This is a genomic window from Hymenobacter psychrophilus (assembly GCF_900107135.1).
Lineage (GTDB): Bacteria > Bacteroidota > Bacteroidia > Cytophagales > Hymenobacteraceae > Hymenobacter > Hymenobacter psychrophilus.
On the sequence record NZ_FNOV01000004.1, the window covers coordinates 196,672 to 221,802 of the forward strand.

The window sequence follows — 25,131 nt, forward strand, 5'->3', positions numbered from 1 at the left end:
TTTCCCCCAAACCGACCAATGCGCAGATTCTGGCTCCTTTTCCTGTTGGCTTTCAGCACCTTGATTCTGGCGGGACTGGGCGCCGCGTGGTGGCTGCTGCAGCGGCCCAATGTGCGCGAGTCGGCCTTCGGGTCGGCCTACCTGCATATCGGTACGGGGGCCGATTACGCGGCGGTGCTCGATTCGCTGCGCCACTACGATCTGCTGAAGGATGAGCAGACCTTCGACCGGGTGGCGCGCTGGTACAACTACCCGCAGCGCGTGCGGCCGGGCCGCTACCGGCTGCGGCCCGAGCTGGGCAACCGGGCCCTGGTAGAAATGCTGGCCCGCGGCGAACAGGATACGGTGGCCTTCACGCTCAACGCCTTCAAGTACAAGCCCCAGCTGGCCCGGCAGCTGGCCCGCGCCTTCGAGGCCGACTCGGTCGGCTTACGGCGTCTGCTCAACGACAACGCCTATTTGCAGCGCCGCTACCAGCTCGACACGACCACCGTGCTCACGCTGTTTCTGCCTGGGCCCTACCGCCTGCTCTGGAACTCCTCGGCCCCGCAGCTGCTCGATTCGGCCGCCGCCACCCACGGCCGGTTCTGGACCGCCGAGCGCCGCCGCCGGGCCGATTCGCTGGGCCTTTCGCCCACCCAGGTGCACGTGCTGGCCAGCATCGTGCAGCGCGAAACGGCCCAGCCACTCGACAAGCCCATCATTGCCGGGGCCTACCTCAACCGCCTGCGCAAGGGTATGCGCCTGCAAGCCGACCCCACACTGCTCTGGGCCATTGGCAATTTCGGGGTGAAGCGGGTGCTGAACAAGGATAAGCTGGTAGACTCGCCCTACAACACCTACAAAAACAAGGGCCTGCCGCCCGGCCCCATCACGTCGGCCAACCGCCAGACCCTCGATGCGGTGCTGCGTCCTACCCAGCACAAGTTCGTGTTCTTCTGCGCCCGCCCCGATGGCAGCGGCTTCTCCGATTTCGCCGAAACCTACGCCGAACACCTGCAAAACGCCCGCCGCTACCAGCGCCGTTTGGATAGTCTGGGAGTGAAAAGGTAAGGAACGTCATTCTGAGCGAAGCCGGAGGCGAAGTCGAAGAATCTCTACCGCTTTGTTGAGGCTGAAAGGATTAGCACTACGGTAGAGATTCTTCGACTTCGCTCAGAATGACGTTCCTTACCTCTTCACTTTTCACCTCTCACCATCTCATACACCCGCAGCTGCGCCGTGTCCTGGCGGGCCTGTTGCTGTCGATTTAGGGTTTGCTGGTAGCTGAGGCCAGTGTATTCGGAGTGCTCCAGAAAGAGCAGGGGCGAGGTGAGGGCCGGCTCGGGCCAGGCAGCCAGCGGCGGTAGGCGGCGTAGCGAATCGAACTGTTGCACGTTGGTCACGCGCCAGTAAGCGTCGAGTAGCACGTAGCGGTAACCCTGGCGGGCCAGCATGGGCAGGGCTTTTTCGCTCGTTATCGAATACACTGTGTCGGGGCGAAAGGGGGCCAGGCCCAGTCCCATAGTGCTGGCGACGGGGCCGCTGCCGTTGGCTGCCAGCCAGGTAGCCACGGCCGGGTAGCTGCTGGGTTGGGCGTAGGCGTACACTTCGCGCTGAATCCGGTAGAGGTTGCCGGCCAGTGCCGCCAGCAGCAGCGCGGCCAGCAACGGCTGTGGCAGCCGCCGCAGCTGCCAGACTTGCCGCAAACTCAGCAAGCCCAGCGCGTACCACAGCCCGTAGGCCCACAGCAGGCCCCGCGGCGCTTTCAGCAGCAGCGACATGCCCGCCAGCAGGCACCAGCCCCACACGGCCAGGTACAGCACGAGCGGCAGCGGCCGGCCCCGCCCGAGCCGGCCGGCCCGCCACTGCCGGCCCAGCAGCACCAGCGGCCCCAGCAGCCCCACCCACACCAGCCACGATTCAAAATCGAGCAGAAAACGCAGGTAGTACAGCAAATCGAGGTGCATGGTAGCCGTGCGGCCGGCGGCGTTGGCGGCCCCAGGGAACAGCACATTGTAGTACACGGCTACCCAAGCGTACCAGCGCAGCCCCGCCAGCCAGCCTACCGCGCTCAGCACGACAAACGGCGCGGCCAGCAGCAGGCCAACCCGCCACCAGCGGCCCCGGCGTAACAACAGCCCATCGGCCTGACACCACTCCAGCAAGGCCAGAATGGGCAGCGTCAGCAAGAATTTGTAGTTGAAGCTCAGCCCCAGCAGCAGCCAGCCGGCGGCCCGATACAGCGTTGCTGGGCCGGGCTGCCGGAGCCGCCGGTAGTAGGCCGCCAGCAACCCAGCGAAGCACAGTAGGCTGCCGGCGCTCATCGTGAAGTCGCGGCCGCCGTAGGTGAGGAAAGTGGCCGTGCCCATCAGCAGCGTGAGCAGGCCGGTTTGCCAGCCCGGCAGCCGGGTTTCGCGGGCAACAAAGGCCGCCAGCAGCCCCACGGCCGCCAGGGCCAGCAAGGCATTAAGCACCAGAAACACCCGGTAGTCGGCAGTAAGCCAAGCCACCGGCGCGTAGAGCAGCATGAACAGCGGGCTGGCGTGCCGGAACAGATGGCGCAGGTCGCCGGCTGCCACTTCCTGCACAATCTGCCAGTTGCGCACCGAGTCGTAGTCGGGCAGCGTGCCCGCCGTGAGGCCGTGCAGCCGCACCGGCACCAGCAGCAGCAGCGCGAAGGCGATATAGTGAGATGGTGAGATGGTGAGCTTGCTGTTCAACGGGCGCTGGTTAAAGCAGGAAAAACCGGGCCAGCAAAGAACGTCATTCGGAGGCAAGCGCTGAATGACGTTCTTTGCTGACCTGAAAACTGCCCGCCAACCATTGGCAGCACGTAAGATTCACCACTTCACCGCCCATGCGTCTTGTACTCCAGCGCGTCCGCTATGCCCGCGTTACTGTGGAAGGCCGCGTTACCGGCCAGATTGGCCCCGGCCTGCTGGTGCTGGCGGGTTTCGCCCCCGACGACGACGCGGCCAGCCTCGACCGGCTGGCCCGCAAAATGGTGCAGCTGCGCATCTTCGCCGACGAAGAAGGCAAAATGAACCGCTCGGTGCAGGATGTGGGCGGCGAGGTGTTGGTCGTGAGTCAGTTCACGCTGCTGGCCGACACGCGCAAGGGCAACCGCCCCAGCTACATCGGGGCCGCGCCGCCACCGGTGGCCGTGCCGCTCTACGAGCAGTTTGTGCAGTTGGTGGCCGGACTGCTGGGCCGCCCCGTGGCGACCGGTGAGTTCGGGGCCGATATGCAGGTAGAGCTGCTCAACGACGGACCCGTAACCATCGTGCTCGACAACTAGCGTTGGCCAACTCCCCCTTATTATCCCTCAAACCCTCGATTCATGACCATTGAAGAAGCCCAGAAAACCGTGGATGAGTGGATCAAGACCACCGGCGTCCGGTATTTCAACGAGTTGACCAACATGGCCATGCTCACGGAGGAAGTGGGCGAGGTGGCCCGCATCATCGCTCGGCAGTACGGCGAGCAGTCGTTCAAGGAATCGGACAAAGACAAGGTGCTGGCCGATGAACTGGCCGATGTGCTGTTCGTGGTCATCTGCCTGGCCAACCAGACTGGAATAGACCTCACCGACGCCCTGCACCGCAACCTGGCCAAGAAAACCCAGCGCGACGCGACGCGGCACAAGAACAACGAGAAGCTGTTTTGAGAAGGGAGAGGTGAGTATTGAGAAGGGAGAGGGGAGAAACCGAACGTCATGCTGAGCGCAGCGCAGCGGAGTCGAAGCATCTCTACCACAATGGTAATCCTGTCGGCTGGTTAGCGTTGCAATAAAATGGTAGAGATGCTTCGACTCCGCTGCGCTGCGCTCAGCATAACGTTCGGTTTCTCCCCTCTCTCCTCTTAATACTCCCTTCTGCCTTCCTACTTCTCAAACGGCCCGGCTACTTTCGAAAAGTCCAGGTTGTGCTGCTGGGCGGTTTCGGTGAGTAGCTGGTGCTGCCAGGGGCGCAGAACCTGGTTGGCGCCCTGCTCGATGATGTCGTTGATGAGGCGGTTGCTGAGCACCAGGTTGGCCATGATGGGGCTGTGGTCGGCGGCCAGGTGGGCTTTGAGCGTGGTCAGCAGGGCTTCGCGGGCATCGGCTTCGGCGGCTTTGGCCCCGCTCAGGCGGCGGCGCGACGGAAAGCCGCGCCGGTCGGCGGGCAGTGGCGGCTCGGGCGCCCGGTCTTCCTGGCTCAGGGCCACCAGGCGGTCGGCGAAGGAGCCGCGCTTGAGTTCGGGGTGCAGGCCGTTGGCATTGCGCAGGTGGCCGGTGCTGGTAACGGGCAGGCGCGTGAGCTCGGCCAGCCGGTCGTTGCTGGCAATCATGTACGACGGCCGGTCGATGTGGCGGGCTACCTCATCGCGCAGCATGAACAGGTCGCGGAACATCGGCAGCTCGTTGGGCTGAATGCGGTATTTGCCGGCCAGGCGCATGTACGGGCGCTCGTCGCGCGAGTAGCGCACGGCTTCGAGGGCCTCGTTTTCCTGCTCGGCCCAGGCCGTGCGGCCCAGGGCGGCCAGCTTGGCGCTGAGCCGGTCGGTCAGTTCGAACAGGTACAGCACGTCGTTGGCCGCGTACTGCTTCTGGGCCTCGGTGAGCGGGCGCTTCAGCCAGTTCGATTTCTGCTCACCCTTGTCCACTTCCAGGCCCAGCTCTTCCTGAATGAGGCGACCCAGCGAGATATTGTTGTCGGCTTCGGCCAGCAGCGTATGCTGCACGCTGGTATCCACGATGTTGCGCACGTGCACGCCGTAGAGCTCATCGAGCAGCAGAATATCAGACTTGCAGCTGTGGAATACCGTGGTGATGGCCGGGTCGCGCAGCACCTGCCAAAGCGGTTCCAAGTCCTCGGCCTCGTTCTCCAGCTCCAATGGGTCAATCAGGTAAACGGTCTGGCCATTGAACACCTGAATCAGGGCCAGGTGGCGGCCGTAGCGGTGGCGCATGTCGTCGAACTCCAGGTCGAGGGCAATGCGGGTGCTTTGGTGCAGGTTGCGGGCCGCTTCGGCGACAGCTGCCGCTTCGGTGATAAATTGAATATCAAGCATTAAGTAATCGGCAAGGATGATAGCCCGCACGAGTTGGCGGACGATGGAGGTAAAGGTAGGTAGCAAGCGGCGTTTGGCCATAAGCAGGAGTGGTCGAACTTGAAGCCATTATGTTTTCAATAAAATATATTGTTTATTGTAGATATATTGCAGTCCTCTCGGAATCCAGACTATTACAGTGGTTGGATTTTGGTTTCGGCAGCAGCGCCCGGCATTGCGTCCCGGCCCCTCCCCGATGCTGTGGCTGCTTCACTTTAGCTGCCTCTCTGAGAGGTCCCACGCATGAGAAAAAACTACTTGTTTCCTCTGATGGGAGGAATGTTGCTGACTGCCAGCGCGGCCGTTGGGCAAACGCGCGTCCTAAGTGGGCGCGTAACGGACGCGGGCGGCTCGGGCCTGCCTGGCGTAACGGTGCTGGAACGCGGCACCACCAACGGCACCAGCACCAGCGCCGACGGTAGCTTCACGCTTAGTGTGCGCCCCGGTGCTACGCTCACCATCAGCTCCATTGGTTTTGTTACCCAAACTCCGAGCGTGGGTGAGCGCACCAAACTCAGTATCACGCTGGTCAGCAACGCCACCGCACTGAGCGAGGCCGTAGTGGTAGGCTACGGCACCCAGGCCAAGCGCGACCTGACGGGTTCGGTCGTGCAGCTGAGCGGCAAGGAGGTGGCCAATGCGCCGCTGCCTTCGTTCGAGCAGGCCCTGCAGGGCAAGGCCGCGGGCGTTTTTGTGGAAAGCGGCAGCGGCAAGCTGGGCCAGGGCATCCGGGTGCGGGTGCGGGGCGTATCGTCCATCAGCGGCGACAACCAGCCGCTGTACGTGGTCGACGGTATTCCGGTCGTGTCGGACAACCTCTCATCAACTTCGGCCACCACCAACCCGATTGCCGACATCAACCCCAACGACATTGCCAGCATCAGCGTGCTGAAAGATGCGGCGGCGACGGCTATTTACGGCTCGCGGGGCACCAATGGGGTGGTGATTGTTACGACCAAGCGAGGCCAGCAGGGCGGCACGCGCTTCACGCTCGGCTACCAGACCGGCTGGAGCACACCTACCAACAAGCGTGAGTTTCTTAATGCCACGGAGTACATTGAGCTACTGACGGAAGCCGGCCTGAATGGTGGCTTCTCGCAAGCTTCCATTAATGCCCGCCTCACCCGCTATGCCGCCCAAGCCGATTACGCCACCAACGGCGTGAACACGAACTGGCAGGACCGCGCTTTCCAGAAGGCTCCGTTCAGCCAGTACGACCTGAGTTTGAGCGGGGGCAACGAAAAAACCAAGTTCTTTTTCTCGGGCCAGTACAGCGACAACAACGGTATTCTGGTCGACAACCGCTACCAGCGCATCAATACCCGCTTCAACCTCGATAACCAGGCGACCGACCGGCTGAAAATGGGCCTCAACATCGGCCTCTCGCGCTCGGTGAACGAGCGGCTGCCCAACGATAACGCCTTCAGCTCGCCCATGCAAATCGTGGCCCTGGCCCCGATTACGCCCTTCATCGATCCGCGCTCGGGCCTGATGAGTGGCCTGCTCGACCCGGCCACCGGCGAGCCGAACACCACGTTCCCATTCTACTACAATCCGCTTATCAGCGTTCAGAACGGCGACTACGTTACCACCTCCTACCGGATTTTGGGCAACGTGTATGCGCAGTACCAACTGCTGCCGGGGCTGATGTTTAACTCGCAGCTGGGTACCGATATTATCAACCAGAGCGAAAACCAGTTCCTGGGCCGCGTTACTTCGCGCAACACCGGCCCTACCAACGGCTTCGGCTTCAACGCGACGACCAACAGCGCCCGACTTGTAGTGAATAACTACCTGGGCTACAACAAAGTGCTGAACGAGGTGCATACCCTCGACCTGACGCTGGGCACCTCGTATGAGGAAACGCAGATTAAAACCAACAGCGTTGAAGGGTCGCAGTTTGCCTCCGATGCTTATAAAACGCTAGTCAGTGCGGCGCAGATAACGGCTGGCTCGTCGGGCGAAACTGCGAGTACGCTGGTATCCTACTTTGGGCGCGCCAACTACAACTACGCCGGCAAATATCTGCTGGGCCTGAGCGCCCGCCTCGACGGCTCCTCCCGCTTCGGTGTCAACAACCGCTACGGCTTCTTCCCGGCTGCATCGGTGGGCTGGTTGGTTTCGGAAGAATCGTTTCTGCAGAATAACGCGGTGCTGAGCTTGCTCAAAATCCGGGGTAGCCTGGGTCGCACTGGCAACCAGGGCATTCCCAATTTCGCGGCTCTGCCCCTGTATTCGGGTACTTCGGGCTATGTGGGCATTCCGGGCCAGCGGCCGTTGCAGCTGGCCAGTCCCGACCTCACCTGGGAGTCGACTACCCAGGCGGATGTCGGCATTGAGTTTGGCTTTCTGGATGGACGCTTCAGCGGTGAGGTGGGCGCATACCTGAAGAAAACCAGCGACCTGGTGCTCTCGCAGCCCGTACCCGGCACCTCGGGCTTCGCCTCCGTGTTCCGGAACGTGGGCGATATGGAGAACCGGGGCATCGAGTTGTCTCTGACCACCCGCAACATTGAAGGTCCCTTTACCTGGACGACCAGCTTCAACGCGGCCCGCAACCGCAACCGCGTAACCAACCTCGACGGGCCGCCTATCCTGGGCTCCAACCTTAACCGGGCGCAGGAAGGCCAGCCGCTGGGCGTGTTCGTGGGGCCGGAGTTCGCCGGGGTAGACCCGGCCACCGGCAATGCGCTCTACTACCTGAACACTCCCGACGCCAACGGCAACAACGACCGGAGCACAACGGACGTCAGCAACGAGGCCGGGCTGGTGCCGCTGGGCGACCCCAACCCAACCTGGACGGGCGGTATTACCAACACGTTCACCTTTAAAGGCTTCGACCTGAATGTGGTGGTAGTGGGCGTGTTTGGCAACAAGATTTTCGACTCCGGGGCGCAGTTCTACTCGGTGGGCTTCAACAACGGACCCGACAACCAGACCCGCGACCAGCTCCGGCGCTGGCGGCAGCCGGGCGACATCACCGATGTGCCGCGGGCCGAGCTGTTCGGCGGCAACGGTATCGCCCTGTCGTCGAAGTTTGTGCGCGACGGCGACTATGGTCGTCTGCGGACCGCTACGCTGGGCTACACGCTGCCCGTAACGCTGGCGCAGCGGGTGCGGCTGCAGTCGGTACGGGTGTTTGCGCAGGGGCTTAATCTGCTCACCTTCACCAAGTACAAAGGCTGGGATCCGGAAGTGAGCACCGACTACCTGGCGGGCAACTCCAACCCCACGGGCAACGGTACTAGTACGCAGGGCAACATCAACCAGGGCATCGATTTCTACACTGCCCCGCAGCCCCGCACCTACACTTTCGGCGTCACGCTGGGCTTTTAGCCCCGGCAACCGGACATCTTAAACCGCTGAACTCATGAAAAAGATACTGTATCAGGCGATTACCGCCGCATTTCTCGGCCTGGGCCTGCTGGTGAGCGGCTGCAACGACAAGCTCAACGTGGAGCCGGTCGATAATATAAATGCCGATGTGGCCCTGAGCACGTCCAACGACGTGGAGGCGGCCATGGTGGGCAGCTACACCGGCATTCAGAACATTGAGGCCTACGGGGGCTACTTTCAGCTGACGAGCGACTTGCTGGCTAATTCCGGCGACATCGAATTCGTTGGCACCTTCATTCCGCCCAACCAGTACCAGCGCAAGGTAGTGCTGCGCGACAACGGCTTTACCGAGAGCACCTGGCTGGTGTCGTACAACGCCATCAACCGGGTAAACAACGTGCTCAGTGCCATCGACCGGCTCGATACGCCGGCCAAGAAGGCCCGGGTGGAAGGGGAAGCCAGATTTATTCGTTCGCTGGTGTACTTCGACCTCGTGCGCCTCTACGCCAAAGCCTGGAACGATGGCAGCCCCCAGAGCAACCTTGGCGTGCCGCTGGTGCTTACACCCACCAGCATCATTGCGCCGGCCAACCAGGTGAGCCGCAACACGGTGGCCGAAGTGTATGCGCAGGTAATTACCGACCTAACGGCGGCCGAAACGCTGCTGCCGGCCAGCAACGGCTTCTTCGCCAGCAAGTACGCCGCCGCCGGCCTGCTGGCCCGCGTGTACCTGCAGCAGGGCAACTACCCCGCCGCCGCTGCCGCCGCCAACCGCGCACTGCAGGTACCCGGCGGGGCCCTGGTGCCCGACTATGCCGATGAGTTTACCTCCAACAACGACCTGCTGGGTAATACGACCGAAGACCTGTTTGCTATTCAGGTAACGGCCCAAAGCGGGCGCAACGAGCTGAACACCTTTTACTCGGCCGACCGCCGGGCCGATATTGAGGTGCAGGACCAGCTGCTGGACCAGTTTGAGGAGGGCGACGCACGGGCTGAGCTATTCCAGACCATCAGCGGTGTGGTGTACAGCGCCAAGTACAACGTGCTCTACGGGAATGTTAAGCTGCTTCGGCTGGCCGAGATGTACCTGACCCGTGCCGAGGCCAACTTCCGGGCCGGCACCAGCGTGGGCGCCGCGCCACTAGCCGATATCAACCGCATTCGGACGCGGGTGGGCCTGCCAGACTTGGCGATGCTTACGCTGGCCGATATTCTCAAGGAGCGCAGGCTAGAGTTGCTCTTCGAGGGTTTCGGGCTGCACGACCTCAAGCGCACCCAGGGCAGCACTTCGCCGCCCAACACGACGGAGGTTCTGCCCTTCAACTCCAATCGGCTGGTGCTCCCGATTCCGCTCCGCGAAATCAACGCCAACCCCAACCTAGTGCAGAACCCCGGCTACGAGTAATCGGCCCCTGGGATTTCAACCAAAAAGCCGCTCCGGATACCGGGGCGGCTTTTTGGCGTTTGAGCGGGATGAGGACTGCCTGCCGCCAGTCAGCCCCAAAAAGCAACAACGCTCAACTAACAGCGCGAATAAAATCTACTTGTCCGAAATCAACACCTGCGAGCCTTTGCCGCCGCCCATGATAATGACTTTAGCGTTGGGTGAGAGGGCAATTTCCTTGTTGGCCTTGATGGATTCGTACTGCAGCAGTTTGTCGCTTAGTTCGTTGTTGATGATTTTCTGGTAATCGGCAATGCCCTGGGCCTCCACGCGCTTGCGGTCGGCTTCCTGACGCTCTTTCTGCAGCACGAACTGCATTTTCTGGGCGTCCTGCTCAGCCGAAATCTTGCTCTCGATGCTGCGCTTAACCGGGGCCGGCAGTTGGATATTGCGAATCAGGAGCTGGTCGAGCTGCAGGCCGTTCTTGCGAAAATCGTCCTCGATGGTTTTGTAGATGCGGGCCTGAAACTCGTCGCGGCGGGTCGAGTACAGGGCCACGGCGTCGTAGTACACGGCATTGTCGCGGATGCGGGTGCGGGCAATGGGCCGCACGATTTTGCTTTCGTAGTCGGCCCCGATGGTGGAGAGGATCCGCGGCGTTTCGGCCGGAATAACGTGGTAGAGGGCCGTTAGGTCAATCACCACTTCCAGCCCGTCGGCCGACAGCACCCGGATGGCGTCGTCGCCGGCCTGCTGGCCCTCGGTCTGGATGGCCGACATGGTGTAGTTCTGGGTTTTGGTGTCGAAGCGCGTGACGTCGACCAACGGATTTACCACGTTCAGGCCGCTGGGCAGCACCCGCTGCTGCACCTGCCCAAACAGCGTCTGCACGCCCACTTCACCGGCATCCACCTGAATAACGGTGCTCAGGGCCACGCCCAGCAGCACCAGCAACCCCCCGCCGGCCAGCAAAGGCACCCGGTAGGCCCCCAGCGCCGACACGTTGCGGCGGGCCGTGAAGCCGACCGCCAGTAAAATCAGCCCCAGAATGGAAAGCAGCATAGCAAAAAGAAAAAAAGGAGCGGATTATTCCGTCAGAAGATAACAACCAAGAACCAAAAAAGGCCGCGCTAGGCGGCCTTTTCGGAAGCGAGGCAGCTAGTCCTCATCGTCTTCGTCGCGGCTGAAATCCAGCGTTGGAACCAGCTGCAGCGCCTCCTGGATGACGCTGTCCATCAGGCGCTGGGTGTCGGCGTCGAGGGTGCGCTCGAACAGGTGCAGTACCTGCTCGCCGTCTTCGTTCACGTAGAGGTTGGCGTAGAGGCGGTCGAACGTGGTAGCTCCCTTCTGCATAGCCTTGTCGATGCCGGCTACGGAGGGGGCCTGGAGGGCATTTTTCAACACGTCGAGTACCTGGCGGGCTTCCTCCATGTCGCCCAGCTCGGCCAGCAGCCGCAGCAGGGCCAGGGCCACGCCTAGCCGCACCCGCTCGAAGCGGTAGGCAATGTCGGCGGGGGCCGCCTGCCCGAAGACGTGATAGGCCTCGCGGGTGGCTGGCGTCAGGTATTGGGTGGCGGCGGCCGGGTCGGCAAAGGCCAGTTCGAGCAGGCGCTGGTAGGGAGAGTTGGGCATCGACAGCAGGAGTGGCGCCGGAGTAATCCGGAAAATCTGGTTTGAAAAATTCTGGCTTGAAAACGGGAACCTTGGGCCGCGAAGGTACGATTACAGGAGCAGCAGTAGCCAAAAAGCCGGCCGACTGGTTATATTAGCAGATTCCCGCTCGTTCCGTTTAACTCCGCACCTGTAGCTCTATCATGACGCACAAAGAAAAATGGCTGGCCTTCGCTCCGGCCGGCCTCCTAGCTATCGGCCTGGGTACCTGTCTGGTGCAATGGGCTTCCGACAAAAAACGCCGCCGCGAATCAACCGCCGAATGGGTTTCGGCCGGTACGGCAGCCCTGCTCGTGCTCAACGCCGGCATCAGTCTCTTCGGCCGCGGCGTGGTAGAAAAAGTCAAGCACGACCTGCGCCATCAGATTCCCGAGCCCGACTACGGCAACATCGGCCGGCTGTAAGGTAAAGAGTCTAAGAAAAACGTCATTCTGAGCGAGGTCGAAGAATCACTTCCGCAATGCTAACCCTTTCGTTAGGTTAGCATTGCGGAAGTGATTCTTCGACCTCGCTCAGAATGACGTTTTCTCTTTTTCTAAAGCACCCGTACTTTCAATTGGGAGGCTTTGGCAGGGGTGTGGTAGAGGCGGTGGGAGGCGGTTTGGAAGTCCTTTTCGTCGGCTTCGAAGATGTTGGGCATGAAGGTCTGGGGGTTGCGGTCGACCATCGGGAACCAGCTGCTCTGCACCTGCACCATCAGGCGGTGGCCTTTCTGGAAAGTGTGGCACAGGTCCTGCACCGTAAAGGGCACGGCCGTTACCTGGCCCGGCACAAAGGCTTCGGGCTGGCTGAAGCTGTTGCGGAACCGGCCGCGCATTACTTCCGAGCGCACCATTTGCTGGTAGCCGCCCAGCTTCACGGCCGGGTTCAGGCGCGGGTTGTCGGGCGTGTCGTTGGGGTATACATCAATAATTTTTACCACCCAGTCGGCATCGGTGCCGGTGGTCGCTACCTGCAATAGTGCCTCAATGGGGCCGGCCAGGGTCAGGTCCTCCGTCAGCACCTCGGTCTGGTAGGTGAGCACGTCGGGGCGGCGGCTGGCAAAGCGCTGGTCGTCGGTCATGTACTCGCGGGTCATGCCCGTGGCCATGTTTTCGTTGGCCGGCACCGGGTGGGCCGGGTCGCTGATATACTGGTCGAACTCGGCCAGGCCGCCGGTGGGCGCCTCGAAGCCAATCTTGCCGTCGGCCTGAAAGTAAAGTGTGCGCTCCTGGGCCTGCCTGGGCGGCCAGGCATCGAAGGTGCGCCAGCGGTTGGTGCCACCCTCAAACACGGTGGCTTCGGGCATGTTGGGCCGCTTGTTGTCCTTGAGGTAAGCTTTGAAAAACGGGGCCTCAATCTCCTTCTGATAGTACAGGGAGGGCGACTCGCCGTAGGCCACGTTGCCCACCACCTCGCCGGTGCCGCGGGCCCAGCCGCCGTGCACCCAGGGGCCCATCACGAGTCCGTTCTGCATGCCCGGATTCTGCTGCTCGATGCTCTCATATATTTTGAGTGCCCCGAACAAGTCCTCGGCATCGTTGAAGCCGCCCACCGTGAGCACGGCGGTTTGCTTGTTGAGATTTTTGAGGTGGGGCCGCAGGTTGCGGGCCTGCCAGAATTCGTCGTAGTTGGGGTGCTGCATCATCTCGTTCCAGAACGCCACCTGCCCCTTGTAGTAGCGGGCGTCGGCATTCTTGAGCGGGCCCATCTTCAGGAAGAAGTCGTAGCCGTCGGGCGTGCCGTGCTTGAAACCGGGGTTGCCGGTGGGCGTGGGCGCGGGCCGGGGCAGGCCGAACGAGGCCAGGAAGTTGAAGGCGTGGGGCAGGAAAAAGGCTCCGTTGTGGTGGAAATCGTCCCAGAACCAGTCGGCAATGGGGGCCTGGGGCGAGGCAGCCTTGAGGGCCGAATGGCGGCTGAGCAGGCCGGTAGCGGTGTAGAACCCCGGGTAGCTGATGCCCCACTGCCCCACGCGGCCGTTGTTTTTCGGACCCTTCTTTACCAGCCACTCAATGGTATCGAAGGTGTCGGTGCCCTCGTCGATGTCATTCTTGCCTTTATGAGCATCCTTTTCAGGCCGCATATTAACGAACTCGCCCTCCGACATATAGCGGCCGCGCACGTCCTGGTAGGCGAAAATGTAGCCCTCGCGCATCATCGTAGAGCTGGGACCCAGGCTCTTTTTATACTTGCCCGCCTCATAGGGGCCCACGGCGTAGGGCGTGCGGCTGAGCATGATGGGGTAGCGCACCTTGTCGGCGTCGTTGGGCGTGTACACCACCGTGTAGAGCTTCACGCCGTCGCGCATGGCAATGCGGTATTCCGTTTTGGTGTAGTGCTGCTGAATGTAGAGCGTATCGGCCAGCACCTGGGCCAGCTGCTGCCGGTCGGCTTCGGAGGTTAGCGGGTACGAAACGGGTTGCTGAGCCCGGGCGGCGAAACCAGCTGTTAGCAGGGCCGCGAGTAGGGTGGGGCGAAGGTAGGAGTGGAGCATAGGTGAGGCTGTTAGCGGACAGCTACCAGCTGGTAGCTTTTGTGCATTTATTGCGTTGATGACCACCTGCATTTAACGCGAACAGCTATCAGCTAATAGCCAACAGCTAAGCAGGGGCTGGTAAATATGCTTTCTTTGAGCCAAAGTTTCACTGCCCTCCGATTTTACTTTCGCTGCTTGATGAAAAACCTACCCCTGCGGGCCCTGAGCCTGCTGCTGCTCGGGCTGCTGACGTGCTTCGGCACGCTGGCCCAGACGCCGGTCCCGGCCGCTTACCCTAACCCGCTGGCCGGTCCGGCCGATGGCCCGTTGCTGACGCCCGCCCAATTCCTGGGTTACGAGTTGGGCGCGCGCTTTACCCCCCACGCCGAGCTGTTGCGCTACATGGCTCACGTGGCTGCTCACAGCCCCGACCGGATGAAGCTGGAGCGCTACGGCAGCACCTACGAGAACCGCCCGCTGGAGCTGGTGTACATTGCCTCGGCCGCCAACCTGGCCCGCCTCGACGATATCCGGCGCAACAACCTGCGGCTGGCGAGCCTCGAACCCGGCACCGTGAGCGGGCCCACGCCAGCCGTGGTCTGGCTGAGCTACAATGTGCACGGCAATGAGGCCGTGTCGTCGGAGGCCGTGATGCAGGTGCTTCACGACCTGGCCAACCCCGCCAATACCACCGCGCAGGGCTATTTGCAGAATCTGGTGGTGATTGTAGACCCCTGCGTGAACCCCGACGGCCGCGACCGGTACGCGCAGTGGTACAACCGCGTGGCCAGCCAGCAGCCCAACGCTTCGCCCCTGAGCTGGGAGCACCGGGAGCCCTGGCCCGGCGGCCGCTACAACCACTACTACTTCGACCTGAACCGCGACTGGGCCTGGCAGACCCAGCAGGAAAGCCGCCAGCGCATTGCCGTGTACAACCAGTGGCTGCCGCAGGTACACGCCGATTTCCACGAGATGGGACCCAACAACCCCTACTACTTCTCGCCGGCCGCCAAACCCTTCCACGCCGACCTAACGGCCTGGCAGCGGCAGTTCCAGGACATTATCGGCGACTACAACCGCCGGGTGTTCGACAAGAACAACTGGCTCTACTTCACCCGCGAAACCTACGATTTGTTCGCGCCCTTCTACGGCGACACCTGGCCGAGCTTCAACGGGGCTATCGGCGTCACTTACGAGCAGGGCGGTGGCGGCGTGGCCGGCATAGCCTACGCCAAAACCGATGGTGATACGCTGACGCTCAGCCAGCGCATCGAACACCACCACGCCACCAGCCTGGCCACCCTGCAGGCCGCCGCCGAGCGCCACCAGGACCTGACCCGCGAGTTCCGCAAGTTCTACGACGACGCCCGCACCCGGCCCAAGGGCGAGTACAAATCCTACGTGCTGGCTGGCTCCTCCGACCCCGGCCAGGTGCGCGCCCTCACCCAGTACCTCGACCGCCAGCAGATTGCCTACGGCTTTGCCGCCAAGCGCACCCGCCAGGCGGGCTACAACTACGCCACCGGCCGCACCGAAACCGTGCAGATTGAGGCCCAGGACGTGGTTATCAGCATGTACCAGCCCAAATCAACGCTGGTAAAAGTGTTGTTCGAGCCCCAGGCCCAGCTGGAAGACTCCCTCACCTACGACCTCACTGCCTGGTCGCTGCCCTACGCTTTTGGCTTGAACGGCTACGCGCTGAAGGGCCAGTTGCCGGTAGTTGGCCGCCAGGTGCCAGTCAGCTCAGTTACCATCAGCAAGAGCACCTCGACCACCAACGATGCCCCTTATGCCTACCTGGCCCGCTGGAACAACCTGCAGGATGTCCGCTTTCTGAGCCGGTTGCTGCAACAGGGCGTGAAGCTACGGGTGGCCGAGGAGCCGTTTGAAACCGAAGGGCAGAAGTACGGCCGCGGTACGCTCATTATCGCCCGCACCGGCAACGAGCGGCTGGGCGCCCGCTTCGATCAGCTGGTGCGTGCCCAGGCCGACTCGGCGGGCGTGCTGGTGCAGGCCGTGCAGTCGGGTCTCTCTACTACCGGCGGCGACCTGGGCTCGCGCTCGGTGCGGCCGCTGGCCGCGCCCAACGTGGCCGTGCTGGCCGGGCCCGGCATCGATGCCACAGCATTTGGCGAAGTCTGGCACTTCTTTGAACAGCAGGTGGGCTACCCCGTCACAGTGCTCGGTACCGACTACTTCGGCAGCGTGCCACTCAGCAAGTTCGACGTGCTCATTCTGCCCGACGGCCGCTACGACGACATCCTGACGGAGAAAACAATGGCCGCCGTGAAAACCTGGGTGCGGGGAGGCGGCCGCCTCATTGCCCTCGAAGGTGCTTCCCGCTTCCTGGCCGGCCAGAAGGACATACTACTCAAAAGCAAGCCCACCGACTCGACCGCTACTGCCAAAAAGGCCCCATACGCCGCCCTGCGCCGCTACGCCGACGCCGAGCGCGAGGGCCTGGGCGGGCGGGTGCAGGGCAGCGTGTTCCGGGTACAGCTTGATAATACGCACCCGCTGGCTTTTGGCTACGGCAGCACCTATTTTGCCCTGCTTCGCGAAGCGCCTAACTACACATTCCTGCCCGAAGGCGGCTGGAATGTGGGCGTGCTCAAAAAGGACAGCTACGCCGCTGGTTTCGCCGGCCGCAAAACTCGCCTCGGCCTCACCGACAGCTTCGTGCTCGGCACCCAGGACCTGGGCCGCGGCCAAATCGTCTATCTGGCCGACAACCCCCTGTTCCGGGCCTTCTGGCAGGGCGGTAAGCTGCTGTTTGGCAACGCCGTGTTCATCCTGTAGTCGAAGTTTTTAGCCGAGTTTTGCCATAAAAAAAGAGCTTGCCCGGGGGCAAGCTCTTTTTTTATGGCAAAACGAAGTCCGTTTAGTCAACGATGTCAACGGCCTTGTTCTTAACTGCCTTAGCGCCTTTCTTCGTGGCACGGGCAGCTTTTTTGGCACCGCGAGCTGTTTTCTTGGCGGCTTTCTCGGCGAAGTTGCCAGTTGCCTGAGCGCCGGTTTCTACCGCGTTACCAGTTGCGTGGGCGCCGGTTTCTACGGCATTGCCGGTGGCCTGGGCCGCGTTTACGGTGCCCTGCTTGGCATCCTGAATTACTTCACCAGCCCTAGTGCGGTCTTCGGTATTGGTGGTAGTGCTGGTTTGAGCGAAAGCAGCCGCCGAAGTGAACGTTAGGGCGGCTAGCAGAAATATCTTTTTCATGGTCGAAAATCAAAAGGAAAGGAAAGAATTTGGGCCTTATACGGCGCAAAACAGAAAGGAACGGAAAAACATCCAACAGCCCATGCCGCCTCCCTCGTTCAAAGCGAGAGTAGCACCAGCAACAAGGCCCGTTGGTACAGTGGCTTTGGGTGCCCGCTTAAGGCAGTAGTAGCGACGAGTCGCCGTAGCTGAGGAAGCGGTAGTCGTGGGCCAGTGCGTGCTCGTACACGCGCCGCCAGTCGGGGCCCAGCAGGGCGGCCACCAACAGCAGCAGCGTGCTTTCGGGCTGGTGAAAGTTGGTGATGAGCCCGCGCACCAGCCGGAAACGGTAGCCGGGCGCAATGAGGAGTTGGGTGGTAGCGTGCAGTGTATCGGAGCCCGTAAGTGCTAACTGAGCCAGCAGTGCTTCTAAAGACTGCTGAATAGATACTTCGACGCCGGGTTCGTAGGGCTGCCACTGGCTCACGTGCCAGGCGGGCAGCTTGGCCGGCTGTTGCACCATTCTGGCCCCCAGCCAGTACAGGCTTTCGAGCGTGCGTAGGCTGGTAGTGCCCACCGGAATTATCGGGCGGTCCGCCGCCAAGTGCTCGTACAGCCGCCGCAACGTGTCGGCCGTTACGCTGAACGGCTCGCCGTGCATGGGGTGGTCGGCCATCTGCCCGGCCTTCACCGGCTGAAACGTGCCTGCACCCACGTGCAGCGTGACGCGGGCGGCGGCGGTGCGGCGCTCGGCCAACTCAGCCAACACGGCTTCCGAGAAGTGCAAACCGGCCGTGGGGGCCGCCACGGCGCCCTCGTGGGCAGCGTACACGGTCTGGTAGCGTACGGCGTCTACGTCCGTATCGGGGCGGTTGAGGTAGGGCGGCAGGGGCAGGTGGCCGGCAGCGCGCAGCACTTCGGCAAACGGCAGCTCGGCCGGCTCCCAGTTGAAGGCAATCAGGGCATAGCCGTCGTGCTGCTCGGTTCGCTCAGCCCGCAGAGTGGCCGACTGGCCGTGGGCCTCGAATTCCAGCGTTACCGGGCCATCCTTCCAGCGGCGGCCGTTGCCCACCAGGCATTTCCAGACGCAGGCGCCGGTTTGCTGCATGGCCGGCTCAATGGCGCGGTGCGGTGCTACCGGCTCTAAGCAAAACAGCTCGACCATGCCGCCCGTGGGCCGCTGGGCAAACAGCCGTGCCCGCACCACCTTGGTATCATTAAAAACCAGCAGGCTATCGGGGGGTAGCAGAGCGGGCAGGTCGCGGAACGTCCGGTCGGCCAGCAGCCCCTGTTGGTACACTAAGAGCTTCGATTGGTCGCGGTTGGCCAGCGGCTCGGGCGCAATGCGCTCGGGCGGCAGCTGGTAAGTGAAATCATGAATAGAGAGCCGGCGCGGGTCAGACATTTTTTAGAGCTGATGGCTGTTCGCTTTTGAGCGATTATGATAAAGCCGTTTGCTTTTGCTGAAATCCAATCAGCAAAAGCAAACGGCAGCGCAAAGAACGGGAGCGAACAGCCAACAGCTGTCAGCTAATGGCTAAGAAAAAAGCCTATTTCTGAAAAAACAGCAGGTGCTGTTGGGGCAGGGTTTCCACCGAATCGGTAAGGCGCAGGCCCACGGCGGCCATTTCGCGGCGGGCCTGCGCCACGCTCATCTTATGAATACGTTTGATAGGCACGTCGGGGTCTTCGGCCCGATACTCGACCAGCGCCAGCCGGCCGGTGGGCGACAGGGCCTGCCGAATGGCGCGAGTCATTTCGCGCGGGTAGTCGAATTCGTGGTACGCATCTACCAAAAGCACCAGGTCTACCTGTCCGGCGGGCAGATTGGGGTTTTGGGTGGTGCCGCGCACCGGCACCACGTTGCGGGCGCCCAGCTTGGCTTTGGTTTCGCGCAGGCTGGCCAGCATCTCGGGCTGAATATCGACGGCCAGCACCCGCCCCTGGGGCACGAGCGCACTCATCTTAAAGGTGAAATACCCCGTGCCGGCCCCAATGTCGGCTACCACATCGGTGGGTTTGAGCTTGAGCGCCCGTAGCAGCTGGTCGGTATCCTCCTCGCGGGCCCGGTCGGAGCGGTCGAGCCAGGCGGCTCCTTCGTGGCCCATTACGTGGGCAATCTGGCGGCCCATATAATACTTGCCGATGCCGTTCAGGTCCTGGGGGGTGCGGCGTTCGTAACCGCTGGTGTCGGGGGCCGCGGCACGGCGCTGCTCGGTAAGCTGAACGGCAGTACCCTCACTCAGCGACTGAGTGCAGGCACCGATACCCAGTGCCAGGGCGCCCAAAGGCAGAAAAAGTCTTATTTGATGGACCATAATCAGGATGCAAATAACGGACTTGTGGCTAACAAGAAGGTCGGCGGAACGGTTCGGCGCGGGGCCGATTGCGGGGTGGCAGCAGCAGTAAGGCTTTTACTTGCTGGACAGAAGAGCCAGGCCAGGCCAGTTGGGCGGACAATTTATCGGGTTTTGCGGGCTATTTGTCTAATTTCGCCCGTATAAGCTGCTTTCACATCTTCCAACCTTTCTTGCTTTTCTTATGAAACACTTGTCCAATCTGTTGCGCAAACTCACGGCCGTAGCGGCCATTGGTATTGCCCTAACGAGCTGCAACCGCGCCGAGTATGCCATGCTGCCCAAAACTGGCTCGGCTTACCACGGCACCCAGCGCGCGACCATCATCAAGCCCGCGCCAGCTCCTGAAGTAGCCGTAGCCCCGCAAGCTGCTGCCGAGGTAGTAGTAGCCCCCGAAGCTGTGGCTCCCGTAGCTACGCCCGCCCCGGCTGTTGCCAAAGCCGCTCCGGCTGCCAAAGCGGCTCCGGCCAATGTTGCCAACGCTGCCAAAGCCGTTAAGTTGAACTTCATGCAGAAGGCGCTGGTGCAGAAAATCACCAAGAATGCCGACAAGCTGGCTGCCAAAGCCGGCATGGTGAAAAAATCGTCGGAAACGGCCGCTACCAACCGCATCGACGGTAAGCTGCGGCAGGGCCTCATTCTGGTTCTTGTTGGTCTGCTGGTGGGCCTGCTGTCCGGAATCAGCAATATCTTCGCTGTTCTGGGCGGTATCATTGTCATTATTGGCGTCGTGCTCATCATCCTGTACCTGCTCGACGAGGTATAAGCAGACTTGCTTCCCAAACGAAAAACGCCCCGGTTGCCAATTGGTGAACGGGGCGTTTTTCGTAAAGTCTGATCTGAGGGCCAGTCAGCGGGCTGCATACGGTAGTATGAGGCAATTTATAGCCTCTTGTAAAGTCAGATATAGCTGAAGGACGGAATGGCTGGTACTAGGCGGTGCAGTACTTTTCATCATCCGTTACACGCGGCCCTGCTTTGGCCACCGCAGGCCCCAATGGGGTTGCGCCTACTGGGAGCTCCATTAGTGCTTGCGGTCCATTTCTGCTATGCGTACCTGTTCCTGACTACCATGATGCGAAATGCCATCGTAACTTCCTTACTGGCCTGTTCCGTGCTGGCCGGCTGCCAGAGCGCCCGCTTCGTGCCAACCCTTCCGCGGGTTAGTGAGTATGGTGCGGCCCGCACGCAACCCGCCGATGCGCCGCAACTGCCGGCTAAGCCCGCCGACGAGCTCGTGCTATCGGCTGCCCTGCCCGGCCCCGAATCTGGGAACGGCGCCACCCAGGAAACCCGGCTGTTATCGTTGGGAGGCAACAACGCGCGGTACGTTCAGGTTGCACCGCTATTCGCCGCCCCCGATACTGCCCTGAACAAGCTATTGCCGCTACCACCTGTCCGCCCAGCCGACTCCTTTACAACGGCCGTGAATGTGGTGGGGGGGATAGTCGTGGCAGGAGGGATTGGCTCCGGAGTTGCCGCCTTCAATTCCGACAAAGACCTGAGCGCAGGCCTGTCCCGGCTGCTGATCGGTGTTGTCCTGCTGGTGGTAGGCGCCACGATGTTATTTTTTCGGGGTAAAAACAGCCGGCGGCGGCAGGCGCAGAAGAACCGGTAGGATGCACTCCGGATAACTTTGTTCCTGAACAAGTCTGAGCGCAGGAGCGAAACAGCCAGCGGCCGATTCCGGGCGGCAGCCCGAACCAGCCCTAATACCTGCTGCTACATCGGGCCCACGTCGGCGGCCACACGCACCTGCTTGAACTCCTTCTGGTCGCGCACCACTTCCGTGAAGGCCGTCATATCGGCTTTGGTGGCTTTGAGCACGGTATGCTCGCGGCTGAGCTTGGTGGGCCTGCTGGTTTCGCTGCTCTCCGGCACCTCCGGTATCTTCGGCCTCATTGGTGGTGGTTTTCGCCGTTATCGGCCCGATCCTCCTCCTTTGGCTGCCGCGACTTTTTGCTTAGCCCTCCCTGGCTTCAGCGCGGGCGGGCTGCTGGCAGAAACAGGACGCCAGAAAGCGGGGGATGCATGCGAATGGCGCCGAAGCATTAAAAAAGCGCGTTATTGGGCGTATTCCCGCTCCTAATCTTATCCCATTCTGTAGCCCCAACTCATGAGCAACCTATCCATAAGTCGTTATTGGCTGATGCTGGTGTTACTGACCGGCTGCCAGAGCACGCGGCCGGCTTCTTTTTCCTTTGCTCAATCACATACTGCTCCATCACATGCTGAGTACTACCGGCGCCAACCGGCACCAGCCGGGGTAATTGCGGAAGTGGAACTGGCCCAACTCACCGCGAGCCTGCCCGATACGGCCGCCGACACGATGCCGGCCCGCCGATCCGGGAACCTGGCTGCCTACTCGTCCCGCGCACTGCCCAAGGCCGCCGTTATTCTGCCTGATACAGTCACTGAGCGGCTTTCGCAGCCGCTGCCCGCTGGTAAGCCCGATCCGCTGACTACGGTTGTGAATGTAAGCGGGGCGGTTTCGCTACTCGCGGGGGTGGGCCTGATTGCGGCCGGGGCCTACAACGACAAGGGTGGTCTCAGCGGGCTGGGCTATGTATTATTTGCCCTACCGCTCCTGGTTATTGGGGTTCCGCTGTTGCTTTTCCAAGGTAAAAACGGCCGCCAGCGCAAGCGCCATGAGGCCCGGGTTGCGGCCCGGCAGCCTACCGCTGTTCCCGCCACCAACAGCCCCGCTGCCAACCGGCCCCTTAAACGGCTGGGGGTAAGCATGATGCTGGCCACCGGTCTGTTACTGTTGCTGGGGTTGCTCGGTGGACCAGGTGGGGTAGCGCTGGCCACGTTTGTGGGCTTGCCCTTGGCGGTAGTAGGACTCGTGTTCTTTATTGTCGGCTCGTAAGGCCGTCCGGGGCGAAGCGGCACTTTGCCCTACATCGGGTCCACATCGGCAGCCAGGCGCACCTGCTTGAATTCCTTCTGGTCGCGCACTATGTCCATGGCGGCCATCACGTCGGCTTTGGCGGCCTTGAGCACGGTATGCTCGCGGCTGAGTTTGATGGTGATTTCCTGGAGGTAGAAGTTGCGGATGCGGAAGATGTAAGGGGCTTCCGGCCCCAGCACGGCCTCGCGGCCCAGCCGGTCCACGAGCTCCTGGGTAAGTAGCAGCGCCGCCCGCTCGCCCACCGAAACGTCGACGTGCTTTACGGTAAGGCGGATGATACGCATAAACGGGGGGTAGCCGTGCTCACGGCGCTGGGTGATTTCGTACTCGTAGAACTCCAGGTAGTCGTTGCGCATCACCTTGTCGAAGATGACCTGCTCGGGGTCGGCGGTCTGGATGATCACGCGGCCCTTTTTGCCCTTGCGGCCCGCCCGCCCGCTCACCTGCACAAACATCTGGAAGGCCCGCTCGTGGGCCCGAAAATCGGGGTAATGAATGATGGAGTCGGCGTTGATGATGCCTACCAGACTCACGTTAGCAAAGTCGAGGCCCTTGGTCACCATCTGAGTGCCCACCAGCACGTTGGTCTTCTGCTGCTCGAAATCGGAAATAATCTGCTGGTAGGAGTTCTTGGCGCGGGTGGTGTCGAGGTCCATGCGCTGCACGTTGGCCTGGGGCAGCATCACCTTCAGGTCGTCCTCGATTTTCTCGGTGCCGAAGCCCACAGTTTTCACGTTGCGTGAGCCGCAGGCCGGGCATTGGGCCGGCATCCGGTCGTGGTGGCCGCAGTAGTGGCAGCGTAACTCGTGGGCCTGCTTGTGGTAGCTCAGGCTCACGGCGCAGTTAGTGCACTTCGGAATCCAGCCGCAGTCGAGGCAGTTGATGAACGGGGCGTAGCCGCGGCGGTTCTGGAACAAAATCACCTGCTCCTGCTGGGCCAGTTTGCTTTCCATTTCGGCCATCAGCTCGGGCGTGAAATGGTTGAGCATGGTCTTCTGCTCCCGGCTCTTGCGCGTGTCCACGAGCACGATTTCGGGCAGGCCAGCCTCGCCGAAGCGCTTGGTGAGGCTCACCAGCCCGTAGCGGCCGGCCCGGGCCTGGTAGTAGGTTTCTACCGCTGGCGTGGCCGAGCCGAGCAGGGTTTTGGAGCCCTGGAAGTGGGCCATCATCAGGGCCACTTCGCGGGCGTTGTAGCGTGGGGCCGGGTCGTACTGCTTGTAGCTCGATTCGTGCTCCTCATCCACAATCGTGAGCGAGAGGTTATCGAAGGGCAGAAACACGGCCGAGCGCACGCCCACCACCACCTGAAACCGGCCCGAGAGCACCCCGTTCCACACCTCCACCCGCTCATTGTCGGAGAACTTGGAGTGGTACACGCCCAGCCGCGAGCCGAACACGCGCATGAGCCGGGTAACAATCTGGGCCGTGAGGGCAATTTCGGGCAGCAGGTACAGCACCTGCCCGCCGCCGTCCAAGGCCTGCTTTATCAGGTCGATGTAGATTTCCGTCTTGCCCGCGCCCGTTACGCCGTGCAGCAGCACAATTTCTTTGGTCTGAAACTCGCGCATTACCGCGTCGCGAGCCTCCACCTGGGTATCACTCAGCGTGAAGTGCATATTGGCCTGGGCATCGTCCTCATCCAGTGGGAAGCGCGATACAATCTGGTCGAATTGCTCCAGAATGCCGTTTTTGATGAGCGTATTCACCGCCGAAGCCGACAGGTGCGGGGCCGAGGTGAGGGCGGCCTTATCCATGCCGCGGTGGTTGGCGTGCTCGTTCTGGTACACTGGCACGCGCTGCAAATAGCGCATCACCACATCAAGCTGCTTGGCTTTGCCGGCCAGCTGCCCGAACAACTCCTCCAGGGCCGCCTCAGCCACGTAGCGGTGCGCCAGCCGCACTTTCTTCACCACCTTGGGCGCAAACTTATCCTTGAGATGCTCGAACAAAAACACCACGTCCTTCTGCATCAACGACTTGATGTACTTGTGGAAAGACGCAATGCCCAGCAGCTCGCCCACCTCGGTAAACGTCAGCGACTTGCCAACTTCCTCGCCGGTGCTCAGCGCGTCCACCACCTTCTGCTCCTGGTCGCCGAGCGGGTAGGGGTGGGTTTCGGGCTCGTAAGCCGGATGCAGCTGCACCCAGCTCTCGGAGCTGAGCTTGAGGGCGGAAGGCAGGGCCGCGTTTATCACCTCGCCCAGGGTGCAGAGGTAGTACTCGGCAATCCAGGCAAACAGCTTCAGCTGGGGCTGCGTGACGACGGGCGCATCATCAATAAACTCCAGGATGTACTTGGCCTGGTACTCCTTGGGCGGCGACTGGTGCACGGCGGCCACAATGCAGCTCAGCGTCCGCTTGGCCCCAAACTGCACTAGCACCCGGCCCCCAATCACCACCTGGTCGTTTAGCTCGAACGGGACGCGGTAAGTATAAAGGCGGGGCAGCGGCAGGGGCAGAATGACGTCGGCAAACAGCGTGACGCGGTCGGCCGCCGGTTCCGGCGCGGGCTGCACAAAATCAAACGAAAGACTCAATAGAAGGCAAAAACAGAAAGAGAAGCATCGGCCGGCCGGCCACCGGCCGCCCCGGCGGAACAGTAAGTAAAGATACAGTACCCGCCGCCCCCGCAAAAACTGCCGCCGCAAATTTCGCCCGCCGCTACAGCGGAGAAGGGCAGCTTGCTTTGTTGGCTAGAGCGGTTTTGAAGGGGCGTTTCGGCGAGGAAAATGTGCCTGGGAGAGG

At 61.8% G+C, this 25,131-nt stretch carries 20 protein-coding genes; 10 read left to right on the forward strand and 10 right to left on the reverse strand.

Translation table 11 applies throughout. From position 1 onward, the window contains the following. Window positions 1–18 precede the first annotated feature (18 nt). Entirely contained in the window at window positions 19–1,053 is a 1,035-nt protein-coding gene (gene mltG, locus BLW21_RS07655) for an endolytic transglycosylase MltG (protein WP_092738868.1), read from the forward strand. A 125-nt stretch (window positions 1,054–1,178) separates the two neighbouring features. Here the strand turns inward: mltG and BLW21_RS07660 are convergent, their stop codons facing one another. Further along, window positions 1,179–2,702: a hypothetical protein gene (locus BLW21_RS07660; protein WP_092738869.1), complete on the reverse strand. Its 1,524-nt coding sequence runs from the start codon at window positions 2,700–2,702 to the stop codon at window positions 1,179–1,181. Between the two features lie 137 nt (window positions 2,703–2,839). On the opposite strand from BLW21_RS07660, the gene dtd reads away from it, so the two are divergent. Both dtd and BLW21_RS07670 read left to right on the forward strand, forming a co-directional pair. Next, window positions 2,840–3,280, forward strand: a complete 441-nt coding sequence (dtd, locus tag BLW21_RS07665; RefSeq protein ID WP_092738870.1) for a D-aminoacyl-tRNA deacylase — start codon at window positions 2,840–2,842, stop codon at window positions 3,278–3,280. Between the two features lie 42 nt (window positions 3,281–3,322). Further along, window positions 3,323–3,649 (forward strand): nucleotide pyrophosphohydrolase, encoded by a 327-nt coding sequence (locus BLW21_RS07670; protein WP_092738871.1) that lies wholly within the window; start codon window positions 3,323–3,325, stop codon window positions 3,647–3,649. Between the two features lie 215 nt (window positions 3,650–3,864). Here BLW21_RS07670 and BLW21_RS07675 read toward each other — a convergent pair whose 3' ends face one another. Further along, window positions 3,865–5,115: a ribonuclease D gene (locus BLW21_RS07675; RefSeq protein WP_092738872.1), complete on the reverse strand. Its 1,251-nt coding sequence runs from the start codon at window positions 5,113–5,115 to the stop codon at window positions 3,865–3,867. A 237-nt stretch (window positions 5,116–5,352) separates the two neighbouring features. Here BLW21_RS07675 and BLW21_RS07680 point away from each other — a divergent pair, with 237 nt between their 5' ends. Then, entirely contained in the window at window positions 5,353–8,409 is a 3,057-nt protein-coding gene (locus BLW21_RS07680) for a SusC/RagA family TonB-linked outer membrane protein (RefSeq protein ID WP_245711836.1), read from the forward strand. Between the two features lie 34 nt (window positions 8,410–8,443). Then, window positions 8,444–9,817, forward strand: a complete 1,374-nt coding sequence (locus BLW21_RS07685) for a RagB/SusD family nutrient uptake outer membrane protein (protein ID WP_092738874.1) — start codon at window positions 8,444–8,446, stop codon at window positions 9,815–9,817. A 135-nt stretch (window positions 9,818–9,952) separates the two neighbouring features. On the opposite strand, the gene BLW21_RS07690 is transcribed toward BLW21_RS07685, so the two are convergent. Continuing rightward, the gene (locus BLW21_RS07690) at window positions 9,953–10,858 is read right to left on the reverse strand and encodes a prohibitin family protein (protein ID WP_092738875.1); all 906 of its coding nucleotides are present in this window, start codon (window positions 10,856–10,858) and stop codon (window positions 9,953–9,955) included. Window positions 10,859–10,954: 96 nt separating this feature from the next. Beyond that, complete coding sequence (locus BLW21_RS07695) at window positions 10,955–11,428, reverse strand: hypothetical protein (protein WP_092738876.1); 474 nt, start codon at window positions 11,426–11,428, stop codon at window positions 10,955–10,957. A 182-nt stretch (window positions 11,429–11,610) separates the two neighbouring features. Between BLW21_RS07695 and BLW21_RS07700 the strand changes: the two genes are divergently transcribed. Continuing rightward, window positions 11,611–11,871: a hypothetical protein gene (locus tag BLW21_RS07700; protein ID WP_092738877.1), complete on the forward strand. Its 261-nt coding sequence runs from the start codon at window positions 11,611–11,613 to the stop codon at window positions 11,869–11,871. Between the two features lie 131 nt (window positions 11,872–12,002). Here BLW21_RS07700 and BLW21_RS07705 read toward each other — a convergent pair whose 3' ends face one another. After that, window positions 12,003–13,940, reverse strand: a complete 1,938-nt coding sequence (locus BLW21_RS07705) for a CocE/NonD family hydrolase (protein ID WP_092738878.1) — start codon at window positions 13,938–13,940, stop codon at window positions 12,003–12,005. Window positions 13,941–14,120: 180 nt separating this feature from the next. Here BLW21_RS07705 and BLW21_RS07710 point away from each other — a divergent pair, with 180 nt between their 5' ends. Further along, entirely contained in the window at window positions 14,121–16,721 is a 2,601-nt protein-coding gene (locus tag BLW21_RS07710; protein ID WP_092738879.1) for a M14 family metallopeptidase, read from the forward strand. 82 nt (window positions 16,722–16,803) lie between these two features. Here the strand turns inward: BLW21_RS07710 and BLW21_RS07715 are convergent, their stop codons facing one another. The 3 genes from BLW21_RS07715 to BLW21_RS07725 all read right to left on the reverse strand — a co-directional run bounded on the left by BLW21_RS07715 (window position 16,804) and on the right by BLW21_RS07725 (window position 19,436). Then, window positions 16,804–17,139 carry a hypothetical protein gene (locus tag BLW21_RS07715; RefSeq protein WP_092738880.1) on the reverse strand — a complete coding sequence of 112 codons (336 nt, stop codon included), beginning with the start codon at window positions 17,137–17,139 and terminating at the stop codon, window positions 16,804–16,806. Window positions 17,140–17,296: 157 nt separating this feature from the next. After that, window positions 17,297–18,523 (reverse strand): S-adenosylmethionine:tRNA ribosyltransferase-isomerase, encoded by a 1,227-nt coding sequence (locus BLW21_RS07720; protein WP_092738881.1) that lies wholly within the window; start codon window positions 18,521–18,523, stop codon window positions 17,297–17,299. A 145-nt stretch (window positions 18,524–18,668) separates the two neighbouring features. Further along, the gene (locus BLW21_RS07725; protein WP_175470897.1) at window positions 18,669–19,436 is read right to left on the reverse strand and encodes a class I SAM-dependent methyltransferase; all 768 of its coding nucleotides are present in this window, start codon (window positions 19,434–19,436) and stop codon (window positions 18,669–18,671) included. Between the two features lie 223 nt (window positions 19,437–19,659). Between BLW21_RS07725 and BLW21_RS21485 the strand changes: the two genes are divergently transcribed. Both BLW21_RS21485 and BLW21_RS07735 read left to right on the forward strand, forming a co-directional pair. Beyond that, window positions 19,660–20,241, forward strand: coding sequence for a hypothetical protein (locus BLW21_RS21485; protein ID WP_092738882.1), 582 nt, complete (start codon window positions 19,660–19,662; stop codon window positions 20,239–20,241). A 306-nt stretch (window positions 20,242–20,547) separates the two neighbouring features. Next, window positions 20,548–21,093 (forward strand): hypothetical protein, encoded by a 546-nt coding sequence (locus BLW21_RS07735; RefSeq protein ID WP_092738883.1) that lies wholly within the window; start codon window positions 20,548–20,550, stop codon window positions 21,091–21,093. A gap of 104 nt (window positions 21,094–21,197) precedes the next feature. Here BLW21_RS07735 and BLW21_RS21080 read toward each other — a convergent pair whose 3' ends face one another. Next, a complete protein-coding gene (locus BLW21_RS21080; RefSeq protein ID WP_139255126.1) occupies window positions 21,198–21,377 on the reverse strand; it encodes a hypothetical protein in 180 nt (59 codons plus the stop codon). A 214-nt stretch (window positions 21,378–21,591) separates the two neighbouring features. Here BLW21_RS21080 and BLW21_RS07740 point away from each other — a divergent pair, with 214 nt between their 5' ends. Beyond that, window positions 21,592–22,344 carry a hypothetical protein gene (locus BLW21_RS07740; RefSeq protein ID WP_139255127.1) on the forward strand — a complete coding sequence of 251 codons (753 nt, stop codon included), beginning with the start codon at window positions 21,592–21,594 and terminating at the stop codon, window positions 22,342–22,344. A gap of 29 nt (window positions 22,345–22,373) precedes the next feature. Here the strand turns inward: BLW21_RS07740 and priA are convergent, their stop codons facing one another. Next, a complete protein-coding gene (gene priA, locus BLW21_RS07745; RefSeq protein WP_092738885.1) occupies window positions 22,374–24,923 on the reverse strand; it encodes a replication restart helicase PriA in 2,550 nt (849 codons plus the stop codon). Window positions 24,924–25,131 lie beyond the last annotated feature (208 nt).

Excerpts from the sequence above, each read along its gene's own strand:
- mltG (WP_092738868.1), top strand. The coding sequence starts at position 19 with ATGCGCAGATTCTGGCTCCTTTTCCTGTTGGCTTTCAGCACCTTGATT.
- dtd (WP_092738870.1), top strand. The coding sequence starts at position 2,840 with ATGCGTCTTGTACTCCAGCGCGTCCGCTATGCCCGCGTTACTGTGGAA.
- BLW21_RS07670 (WP_092738871.1), top strand. The coding sequence starts at position 3,323 with ATGACCATTGAAGAAGCCCAGAAAACCGTGGATGAGTGGATCAAGACC.
- BLW21_RS07675 (WP_092738872.1), bottom strand. The coding sequence starts at position 5,115 with ATGGCCAAACGCCGCTTGCTACCTACCTTTACCTCCATCGTCCGCCAA.
- BLW21_RS07680 (WP_245711836.1), top strand. The coding sequence starts at position 5,353 with ATGTTGCTGACTGCCAGCGCGGCCGTTGGGCAAACGCGCGTCCTAAGT.
- BLW21_RS07685 (WP_092738874.1), top strand. The coding sequence starts at position 8,444 with ATGAAAAAGATACTGTATCAGGCGATTACCGCCGCATTTCTCGGCCTG.
- BLW21_RS07690 (WP_092738875.1), bottom strand. The coding sequence starts at position 10,858 with ATGCTGCTTTCCATTCTGGGGCTGATTTTACTGGCGGTCGGCTTCACG.
- BLW21_RS07695 (WP_092738876.1), bottom strand. The coding sequence starts at position 11,428 with ATGCCCAACTCTCCCTACCAGCGCCTGCTCGAACTGGCCTTTGCCGAC.
- BLW21_RS07700 (WP_092738877.1), top strand. The coding sequence starts at position 11,611 with ATGACGCACAAAGAAAAATGGCTGGCCTTCGCTCCGGCCGGCCTCCTA.
- BLW21_RS07705 (WP_092738878.1), bottom strand. The coding sequence starts at position 13,940 with ATGCTCCACTCCTACCTTCGCCCCACCCTACTCGCGGCCCTGCTAACA.
- BLW21_RS07710 (WP_092738879.1), top strand. The coding sequence starts at position 14,121 with ATGAAAAACCTACCCCTGCGGGCCCTGAGCCTGCTGCTGCTCGGGCTG.
- BLW21_RS07715 (WP_092738880.1), bottom strand. The coding sequence starts at position 17,139 with ATGAAAAAGATATTTCTGCTAGCCGCCCTAACGTTCACTTCGGCGGCT.
- BLW21_RS07720 (WP_092738881.1), bottom strand. The coding sequence starts at position 18,523 with ATGTCTGACCCGCGCCGGCTCTCTATTCATGATTTCACTTACCAGCTG.
- BLW21_RS07725 (WP_175470897.1), bottom strand. The coding sequence starts at position 19,436 with ATGGTCCATCAAATAAGACTTTTTCTGCCTTTGGGCGCCCTGGCACTG.
- BLW21_RS21485 (WP_092738882.1), top strand. The coding sequence starts at position 19,660 with ATGAAACACTTGTCCAATCTGTTGCGCAAACTCACGGCCGTAGCGGCC.
- BLW21_RS07735 (WP_092738883.1), top strand. The coding sequence starts at position 20,548 with ATGATGCGAAATGCCATCGTAACTTCCTTACTGGCCTGTTCCGTGCTG.
- BLW21_RS21080 (WP_139255126.1), bottom strand. The coding sequence starts at position 21,377 with ATGAGGCCGAAGATACCGGAGGTGCCGGAGAGCAGCGAAACCAGCAGG.
- BLW21_RS07740 (WP_139255127.1), top strand. The coding sequence starts at position 21,592 with ATGAGCAACCTATCCATAAGTCGTTATTGGCTGATGCTGGTGTTACTG.